7 protein-coding genes are annotated in these 9,163 nt (G+C 69.1%); 3 read left to right on the top strand and 4 right to left on the bottom strand.

Annotation, left to right across the window (positions count from 1 at the left end; genetic code table 11):
* Window positions 1-213 precede the first annotated feature (213 nt).
* From C516_RS0105025 to C516_RS0105015, 3 genes are read right to left on the bottom strand one after another with little or no spacing between them, the layout of a single operon-like run.
* Entirely contained in the window at window positions 214-660 is a 447-nt protein-coding gene (locus C516_RS0105025) for a YqaA family protein (RefSeq protein WP_018717269.1), read from the bottom strand.
* A complete protein-coding gene (locus C516_RS18585) occupies window positions 657-1,370 on the bottom strand; it encodes a gamma-glutamyl-gamma-aminobutyrate hydrolase family protein (RefSeq protein WP_051088193.1) in 714 nt (237 codons plus the stop codon). Before C516_RS18585 ends, C516_RS0105025 begins: the two co-directional genes overlap by 4 nt.
* The gene (locus C516_RS0105015) at window positions 1,343-2,290 is read right to left on the bottom strand and encodes an amidoligase family protein (protein ID WP_245558742.1); all 948 of its coding nucleotides are present in this window, start codon (window positions 2,288-2,290) and stop codon (window positions 1,343-1,345) included. Before C516_RS0105015 ends, C516_RS18585 begins: the two co-directional genes overlap by 28 nt.
* A 272-nt stretch (window positions 2,291-2,562) precedes the next feature.
* On the opposite strand from C516_RS0105015, the gene C516_RS0105010 reads away from it, so the two are divergent.
* Complete coding sequence (locus C516_RS0105010; protein WP_084594082.1) at window positions 2,563-4,866, top strand: putative bifunctional diguanylate cyclase/phosphodiesterase; 2,304 nt, start codon at window positions 2,563-2,565, stop codon at window positions 4,864-4,866.
* A 16-nt stretch (window positions 4,867-4,882) separates the two neighbouring features.
* On the opposite strand, the gene C516_RS20360 is transcribed toward C516_RS0105010, so the two are convergent.
* A complete protein-coding gene (locus C516_RS20360; RefSeq protein ID WP_018717265.1) occupies window positions 4,883-6,499 on the bottom strand; it encodes a sensor histidine kinase in 1,617 nt (538 codons plus the stop codon).
* A gap of 145 nt (window positions 6,500-6,644) precedes the next feature.
* Here C516_RS20360 and C516_RS0105000 point away from each other — a divergent pair, with 145 nt between their 5' ends.
* The gene (locus C516_RS0105000; RefSeq protein WP_018717264.1) at window positions 6,645-7,943 is read left to right on the top strand and encodes a hypothetical protein; all 1,299 of its coding nucleotides are present in this window, start codon (window positions 6,645-6,647) and stop codon (window positions 7,941-7,943) included.
* Window positions 7,933-9,153, top strand: coding sequence for an HD domain-containing phosphohydrolase (locus tag C516_RS0104995; protein WP_018717263.1), 1,221 nt, complete (start codon window positions 7,933-7,935; stop codon window positions 9,151-9,153). The genes C516_RS0105000 and C516_RS0104995 overlap by 11 nt, the downstream gene beginning before the upstream one ends.
* The last annotated feature ends 10 nt before the right edge of the window (window positions 9,154-9,163 follow it).

Here is a 9,163-nt window from a genome sequence, read left to right as displayed (position 1 = left end):
GGGCGGCCGCGATCCGGGAGGCGGCTACGGTCGGATTCGCTGGATAACGCATGGCTGTCGGCACCGTTCGTGTTCTATCTGGGGGCCGGCCCGATCGCTGCCTGCGGCAAAGCGGTGACGACCGACTGCGGAGTACGCCTTGTCTGCAGCGCAGCGTATCCGAGGGTGCGTTAGTAGAACGTTAGTCGGCGTTGGCGCCGCCCGGGGCCAGGCTCAGCCCGGGACGGGGAATGCCGTCCCTGCGCCGACGATCAAGGCGAGCAGGACCGCATAGCGGGTGGCCTTGCCGATCCCCGTCAGCAGCAGGAAGAGCGGGAAGCGCACACGCATCATGCCGGCGATGAAGGTCAGTGCATCCCCTCCCACCGGGGCCCAGGCCAGCAGCAGGGACCACACCCCGTAGCGCTGAAACCAGCGCTGCGCGGGCCCCAGCGCGCCGGCCGGGAACGGAAACCAGCGGCGGTCTCGAAAGTGCAGCAGATAGCGCCCCAGCAACCAGTTGACCACTGACCCCAGGGTATTGCCCGCGCTCGCCCACAGCCACAGGGCGAACGGGTCATAACCGGCCGCAACCATGCCCCCGAAGAGCACCTCCGAGTATGCCGGCAGAATCGTGGCCGCCAGGAAGGCGAGCGCGAAAAGCCCGAGATAGCCGCTCACGGCCGGGACGCTGTCTCGAAAGGCACGGCCTCGCTCGCCGCGGCCGCGTCCACCAGTGAACGGAAAAGCCGCCGCTGCGAGGGCAGGTAAACCAGGAACTCCGGATGCCACTGCACGCCGATGACGAAACGGGCACCGGGCCGTTCGACGGCCTGGACGATGGCGTCCCGGTCCGTCGCCACCACCCGCAGCCCCTCGCCGATCCGGTCGATACCCTGATCGTGGAGGCTGTTCACCCGCAACCGCCCGGTTCCGAGGACCGCTTCGACCGTGCTGCCCGCGACCACACGCACGCTCTTGCACGGCAGCAAGGTCCGTCGGTTGCCGGTGTGCCGACGGCGACTACGCAGGCTCTGGTGCAGGCTGCCGCCGCGCACGATGTTGAGCAACTGCGCCCCTCGGCAGATGCCGAGCAGCGGGATGCCGCAGGCAAGGGCGCGGGCGATGACGTCCGACTCGAAGGCGTCGCGCTCCGGATCGTGGCGGGGCCGGACCCGGGGGGTCTGCGCGTAGAGTACCGGGTCCACATCGTGGCCGCCGGAGATCACCACGGCGTGGACCGCGACGCCGTCAGTGACGCTCCCGGCATGCCAGTGCACCGGTCTCCCGCCGGCAAGGCGCAGGGCGACGTCGATGCACCGGCGCGGACCGATACCGCCACGCCGTGGACCGGTGACCGCGATCAGGGGGCGTCGGGGACGTCCAGCCACGTACCGGCCTGCTCGCTCCACGGGTGCACGAGCCCGGACAGGGGTTGATCCAGGTGCTCGGCGTAGGCGGTGCACACCCCGGCAAGCCGTGACGGATCGGCGGCGAGGCGCTCCACCGCCAGCCAGTCCGCCCAGGCGGCCATGATCCCCCATCCGGGCCGGCCGACCTCACTGTTGGGCAGGCGATAGTGCAGCGCCGGACGCGGCTTGATGCGGGGGTCGTCGACCGCCGCACGCACGCGCTCCCCGTCGATATGGGCGAGCAGCGGCAACAGGTCCAGGGCCCGGTTACGGGTGGGGTTCGCGGCAAGGTAATCGTCCGCCAGCGTCGCCAGGCCCGGGGTGTAGCCGGGATCGATCACCCGCCTCACGTAATCCCGCGGGAACGGATCGATGTAGGCCGTCAGCCGCCGGGTAAGATCCACCCGGGCGCGCTCCTTGAGCCAGTCGTGCAGACACAGGAACGCCTGCAGATAGCGGGTCACGGTGGTCGCATCCAGTGCCGGCAGCTCGGGGTTGAGCTGCAGCCCGAAGGCATAGGTCAGCCCGTCCCCCGTACCCCGCGCCCCGGCCCGGCGCAGCGACTCGATGAGGCGGTCCACCCCGCCGAGCTCGTCGATGGGCAGCGGCGGCGAGACCACCTCCACCGGCACGAGCTGCTCCGCGCCCAGCCGGATCATCGCCTCCAGGGCATCTTCAGGGACACCGTCATTCCCCGAACGCCGTCCCCGTCGCTTGAGGAACGCGAAATCCAGCTCCACGCCCCAGTCCCCCCGGGCATCGCCGATGATGCGGTGCTCGTAGCGGCTGAGACGTTCCACGCGGCCATCGACACTGGCGGCGACCAGCGAAGACAGTGCCTCGACCCCGAGGCCCGCGAGCTCGATCTCGACCCCCACGTGACGCGGCTCACCGGTCACCGTGCATCGGGGATGGTCGGAAAAGGGCGGGCTTTGGGATGGCACGGCGGGTCTCTCCCCTGGCATTTGGCATAGACCGGTCATCTTTTCAGTCTCGCACGCGCAACAGGCACCGGCCAGCACAGCCAGGCTAGGCGGCATCCATTCCGGATGCTGAATTTACGTGACAAACATCACAATATGAATGAATATTGACCAACCGGCGACAACGGCTTGAAACGCGGGCCAGAATCAACATTCCCTACACCCCTGCATGATCGGAGGGAGGCACGATGCGGCGCGAAAAGCCTGCCCTGAAACGCGGCGCCCCCGGGCCTCATCCAGTGATTACGGCGTCGGTGCTTGCGCTCGCGTATGCCGCGGTGTGCGTGGTGGGATGGCTGGCCCTCGGGCTCGACGGGATCGGCGCGCCCTGGGGGCTGCCCACCACCCTGTTCTTCATCCCCCTGGGCCTGGTGTATCTCGCCTTTGCCACCGGGGTCCCGGTCTACCACGCCCTGCGCACGGAGTTCGCCCGACGCGACCTCGCGGGAGAATACGCCCTGCTGATCGAGCACAGCGCCGACGGCATCGTCACGACCGCCCGGGACGGGCGCATCCTGAGCGCCAACCCGGCCGCCTGCCGCATCCTCGGCTACCCGGAGGAGACACTGGTCTCGAACGGACCCGGGCTCGTCGTCGACGAGACCGATCCCGCGATCACCGACCTGCTGGAACGGCGCCGGCGGCACCGTAGCGTGCGCGCCCGTGTCCCCGCACGCCGGGCGGACGGCGCAAAGATCACCCTGGCACTGACCAGCGCGCTGTACCGTAACAGCGCCGGTGCCCCCCGTAACGTCATGGTCATCCGCGACATCACCGAGACCATCATCGCGGAACAGGAACGCGAGAAGGCCCAGCTCGCCCTCAACAGCATCACCAACGCCGTCGCCATACTCGACTCGGACTGGCGGGTAATGGCGGTCAACAACGCCTTCGAGGAGATATCCGGCCGCTCCGCGGAGGCGGTGACCGGCCGGCTCGTCCCCTTCCGGGAGCTCCTTGACGGCCACCCCCGGGAACGCCAGGCCATGGACGACCGCCTGGCGCAGTACGGCGTCTGGCACGGCAGTGTCAGCTCCCGGACGAGCGACGGCTCGCCCCTGCGGCTGGCGGGCACCATCACCCGGGTGGGAGAGGACGGCCCCGACTGCAGCTACATCTGCTGCTTCTACGACTGCGCCGAGATCGAGGCCTACAAACACCGTATCAACGTGCTCACCACGTTCGACTCGGTCACCGGCCTGCCTAACCGGGAAGGCTTTACCGCCACCCTGCAACGCCGCCTCGGGGCCCTCGATCCGGAGAAGGACATCTGCGCGGTTCTGGCGGTGAACCTGCGCCATTTCCGCCCGATCAACGAGTCCTACGGTCACGCCTTCGGCGATGCCGTCCTCAAGGCCATAGGCGAACGCCTCCAGACCGTGGTGGACGACGAGGGCGAAGTCGCCCGGCACACCGGCGACAGCTTCCTCGTGTGCCTGGACCAGATCTCCCACCCGATGGATGCGGCGCTGACCGCCCAGGCCATCAATGACGCCGTCGCCCGGCCGCTGACCCTGCAGGGGACCACGATCACTCTCGGTTCCGGCGTGGGCATCGGCACCTACCCGAGCTGCGGGCTCACCGACAGCGAGCTGCTACGCAGCGCCGAGGCCGCGGCCAGCGAGGCGAAACGGCTCGACACCCAGGGCTACTGCTTCTACACCGACGAGCTCGGCGACCGGGCGCGGCAGTTCATCGAGATCGCCGCCCAGCTGCGACTGGCCATGGAGACCGCGGAGCTGACCAACTACTACCAGCCGGTGGTGCGCAGCCGGGACTTCGCCGTGGTCGGCTTCGAGGCACTGGTGCGCTGGCGCCACCCGGATCGGGTCGTCCCCCCCGGAGACTTCCTGCCCGTCGCCGAAGAGGCCGGGCTGATGCGCGAGCTCTCCAACGTCGTCGTGGAGAACGTCTGCCTCGACTGGCGGCGCTGGTTCAGGAGCCGCGGGACGGAACTGTCCATCAGTATCAACTTCTCAGGCGAACAGTTCGGTGCCCCGGACATGGCGGACCGCCTCCTGGAACGCCTGGAGAGCTTCAATATCGACCCGCAAAACGTGGTCGCGGAGATCACCGAGGACACCCTGGTAAGCAACCAGGGCACCGTGGTGCCGTGCATTCACCGGCTGCGTGCCGCCGGCGTGCGGGTGCTCATCGACGACTTCGGCACCGGTTACTCGTCACTCAGCTACCTGGCGGAGCTGGAGATCGACGGCCTGAAGATCGACCGCACGTTCATCGCGCGAATGCACGACAACGAGGCCAGCGAGGCCATAGTCCGCGGCATCATTGCCCTCGCCGGCGAGCTCGACCTGATAGTCGTCGCCGAGGGGGTGGAGACGCACGAACAGGCGTTGTACCTGCGCGAGCTGGGGTGTCGCTACCTGCAGGGGTACTACTTCCACCGCCCGGCGCCGGCGCCCCGCATCCACGCACGGTATCTCGACGGCGATTCCACCAGCCCGCACGAGGGCGATGATGACGAGGGCTGATACGTACCGTCCGCGCTCACCCGCCCGGCGCCTCCACGGCCGGCTCCACGTCCGCCGCTGCCGGCAGACGGACACTGAAACGGCTGCCCGCACCCAGCTCGCTTGCAAGCTCGATCCGCCCGCCGTGACGCTCGACGATGTTCTGCACGATGGACAGCCCGAGACCGGTGCCCTCCTGGCCGGAACGGCTGTAGAAGGGCTCGAACACCCGCACGCGCTCTTCCTCGCTCATCCCGCGGCCGTCGTCGGCGACCTCGAGCACCGCCTCGTCACCCTCACACCGCGTCACCACACGGATGGTGCCGTGGCCATCCAGGGCGTTGGCCGCGTTGATAAGCAGGTTCACGAGCACCTGGGAGAGCTCCACCGGCGATCCCCGCACCGTCGGCACGGCGGAGAACTCGCGCAGCGTTCGCGCCCGCCCCTTGAGGCGCGGCCCGGCAATGCGCAGCGCATTCACCGCCACCTCGTTGAGGTCGACACCCGTCCACTCCCCGCTGTCGTCACGGGCGAAACCGCGCAGCGTGCGCACGGTGTCGGCGACCCGCTGTATGCCCGCCTCGCTCTCGGAGAGCAGCTCCGGGATGTCTTCGCGCACGAAGGCGAGCTTCTCCTGCGAGACATCGTCGTCACCCGCCGCGGCCTGTTCGAGCACGCCGACATACTCACGCAGCGTGCCCAGGTTGGAACGCACGAAACCGATCGGATTGTTGATCTCGTGGGCGACCCCGGCGGCCATCTGCCCCACCGCCGCAAGCTTGGCCGTACGCAGCATCTCGGCCTGCAGGGCCTCGGCGCGCTCCCGCGCCTGCTCTGCCTCGCGGGTCGCGAGCTTGAGCGCGGTGATGTCGGTGACCATGGCGAAGGCGCTCTCGACCCGGCCGTCGGGTCCACGGACCGGAGAGGCCGAGACCATCAGCCAGCGCTCCTGCGGGGTATCGGGATGGAGGTGGAGCTCGTAACGCTCACTACGGCCTTCGGCACGCGCCGCCAGGCCGGTACGTATACGCTCGGCGATCTGCGGCGGCAGATACTCCATGATGCAGTGCCCGATCAACTCCTCGAGCCGGCAGTCGTACATCCGGGCGAACGCCTCGTTGGCATCCAGCACCCGGCCGTCGAGGGCGACCCGGCATATGCCCTCTTCCGCGGTGGAGGCGATAACCCGCAGGTACGCCTCATCCGCCGCACGGGCCCGACGGTGGGCCTCGCCACGGCGGAACAGACCGACCAGATCGGCGGTAGCGGTCACCAGCGCCACCAGATGCTCCCCCGGCCCGCCCCGGTAAGCCGGGCCGGGCACGAGGCACAGCTCGCAGTCGTCACCGACGCCGGGCACCGGCGCACGAATACCCTCTCCATCATCCTCGGTGTAACCGGCGGCAAAACGCCCCTCCGGCAGCGTGAGCCAGGCGCCACCGCCCGGCCCGAAGGCCGCGGCGAGCCGGGCGACGACCGCCTCCGCGGCCTCCGCGGCCGAGGTCGCAGCGGCTACCGTGGCGATCTGATCGATGAGGCACGAGCGCGCCATCTCGTCGCTGAGCCGGGACGAGCGTCGCCGCGGGCCCGAAAGGACACGGAACAGGCGCCCGGTCAGCCCGCGCAGGCCGGGGAGAAAGGAGCTTGGCATCATATCGCGCCCCGGTTGGCGGCGTTCTCACATTGTGCAGATAATGGGCTGCCGAACCGGTATTGGCAAAGCCTTTTCACACGACGACCGCCACCCGCCGCCGGCCGGCTCACGCCCGGGAAAAGCGCAGCAAAAACGGGGCAGGCCCATGAATCTCGGGGATAACATCTGGATCAGCATCGTCGTCGTGCTGGCAGAGGTCATCTACATCCTGCTGGTGGCCGTCGTCGTCCTCGCCGTGCTCTACCGCCGCCAGCGCCGCCGGATCCGCGGCCTGCAAGCGGAGGGCGTTGCGCCTGCGGAAGACGTCGAGGCCTTCTCCGCGTTTCTCCACGAGGCCGTCAAACGGCTGGTACACCGCTTCCGCAAGGGCTGGCAGGGCGCGCCCGCGGAGCTGCACCGGCTGGCCCACATCGACGATACCGGTGACCCGGAGCTGGTCTGCCTGCAGATGCGCTACGCGCTCCTGCAATCCCAGCTCACCAGTCTGGAGGCGCCACCGGAGGCCTACTGGCGCACGCATCAGGAATCCGTGGAGCGCGATATCCGCCTCTGGGACCGGGTGGAGAAGGCGATTACCACGGCCATGCGCGCCAGCCGCGCGGAGTCATCCCGGGAACGCTCGCATACGGAGACCGCGTCGCCGCCGGACAGTGGCGGCAATGACCCCTGGGCGGCGCACAACCAGGCCGTGGAGGTCCAGCGGCTGCAGGAACGCATCGGCGCCCTGGAAGGATACCGCGAGCGCTTCAACGAGATGCACAGCGCCAACGTCGTCGAGCGCCGCGCGAACGCCGAGATGCGCCATGCCCTGCGGGCCGAGTTCGGTGACGAGGGCGCCCTGGGGCGACGTCTAGACGAGCACCTGGCTCACTACGAGCACAGCCGCCAGCCCCTGGACGAGTACATGGACCGGGGCGACATCGCCCCGTTCGAGGCACGGCCCGCCGCCGGCGTGCAGCGCCCGACCCGCCCGCACAGTCTCCGCCGGCGGGATCAGCTGATCGAGCAGAGCACCGAGCGCATGGACACCGAGTACCGGCGCATCGTCAACTCACTCGACCAGCAGCGCACCGTCATCCGCGAGCTGCGGACCCAGCTCGAGAGCTCCGAGCAGGAGAAGGAACAGCAGAAACGCGAGTACCTCGCCCGCATCGCCAAGCTCGAACGCCAGATCCAGGAATCCGAGCAATCGCTGACGCTGTTCCAGAACGAGAATTACCGCAACCGCCGCCAGATCCGCAAGCTCATGAGCCAGGCCGAGGCCTACGAGAACCAGCGCCAGGCGATCTCCTCGCTGGAGGAGACAGTCGACCGCTTCGCGGCCCAGGCGATCACCATGCAGCAGCGCATCAGCGAGCTGGAACGCGAGCGCGACGAGGCGGAGGCCAACGCCCTGCGCTCGGAGGGCGACACCACGGAGGAGGAGCACGACGATGAGCGATGACACGGCCCCGCCGGAGACCGGATCCGGTCACACCGTGCTGTGCATCGACGACGAGCCCCACGTGCTCACCGCCCTGCGCCGGGAACTCATCGGCCGCGGCTACGCCATGCGCGGCGCAAACTCCGGTGCGGAGGCGAAGGCGGTGCTCGACGAGGAATCCGTGGCCGCGATCATCTGCGACTACCGCCTTGCCGACGAGAACGGCGTGGACCTGCTTATCGATTTCGCCGCCCGCGCGCCCTCGGTACCGCGCATCCTGCTCACCGCGTACGGCAACTATGCGACCAGCCTGCGCGCGATCAACGAGGCGGGCATCCACGCCCTGGTGGAGAAGCCCTGGTCCGCGGACGAGCTTCACGCGACCCTCGTCGCCGCCATCAGCAACGCCGAGGGCAAACGCCTCGACCGGGATATCGCCACCGAGCAGCCGCCGGCGGAGACCATCCCCGAAGCCGCGCGCACCCTCGCCGAGGGCCTGTACACCCTGGAAACCGCCGCCAAGCAGGGCCATGGGGACCGTGTGGCAACGCTCATGGAAGGGTTCTGCCGTCATCTCAAGCTCAGCGAGTCCCGTGTGATCGAGGCGACACTGGCGGCACGGCTGCACGACGTCGGCGAAGCGACCCTGCCGGAGTCCATTCAGCGCACGCCGGAGTCGCGTCTGCCGGAGTCGGCCATCGAGTCGTTCAGGAGGCATCCGGTCATCATCGCCGACGCGCTCGCCCACAGCGCGCCGCTCGGGGAGGCGGCGAGCATCGTGCGCCACCACCACGAGCGCTACGACGGCAAGGGTTTCCCGGACGGGCTCAAGGGCAACGCGATCCCCGTGGCGGCACGCATGCTCGCCGTCATCGACGTCTTCGACGAGGCCATGCACGGCCACATCCGCCCACGCCGGCTCAGCGAGGCGGACGCCCGGGCGTTGCTGCAGCGCGAGCGCGGCGGGCGCTTCGACCCCCGCGCCGTGAACGCCTTCCTGCGCTGGCACGACCTCCAGTCGGAGGGCGACGATGCCGGCCAGGAGGGGGTCCCGATCTCGGAGCTCCGCCCGGGCATGGTGCTGGCGAAGGACCTGACCACGCCGGAGGGACTGCTGCTCATCCCCGCCGGTCACCGCCTGAGCGAGGGTCTGCTGGAGCGCGTGCAGTCCCTGGGCGCAGCCCACGGCGACACGCTACGGGCGAAGGTCATCGGCGGGCGAAAACGCTAGCGCCGCGCCG

The sequence above is a fragment of the Arhodomonas aquaeolei DSM 8974 genome, assembly GCF_000374645.1.
Lineage (GTDB): Bacteria > Pseudomonadota > Gammaproteobacteria > Nitrococcales > Nitrococcaceae > Arhodomonas > Arhodomonas aquaeolei.
Note: the sequence above shows the minus strand (reverse complement) of the source record. Positions and strands in the feature narration are given on the sequence as shown.

Bases quoted from the DNA above. Each gene is read 5' to 3' on its own strand.
- C516_RS0105010 (WP_084594082.1), top strand. From the start codon at position 2,563: ATGCGGCGCGAAAAGCCTGCCCTGAAACGCGGCGCCCCCGGGCCTCAT.
- C516_RS20360 (WP_018717265.1), bottom strand. From the start codon at position 6,499: ATGATGCCAAGCTCCTTTCTCCCCGGCCTGCGCGGGCTGACCGGGCGC.
- C516_RS0105000 (WP_018717264.1), top strand. From the start codon at position 6,645: ATGAATCTCGGGGATAACATCTGGATCAGCATCGTCGTCGTGCTGGCA.
- C516_RS0104995 (WP_018717263.1), top strand. From the start codon at position 7,933: ATGAGCGATGACACGGCCCCGCCGGAGACCGGATCCGGTCACACCGTG.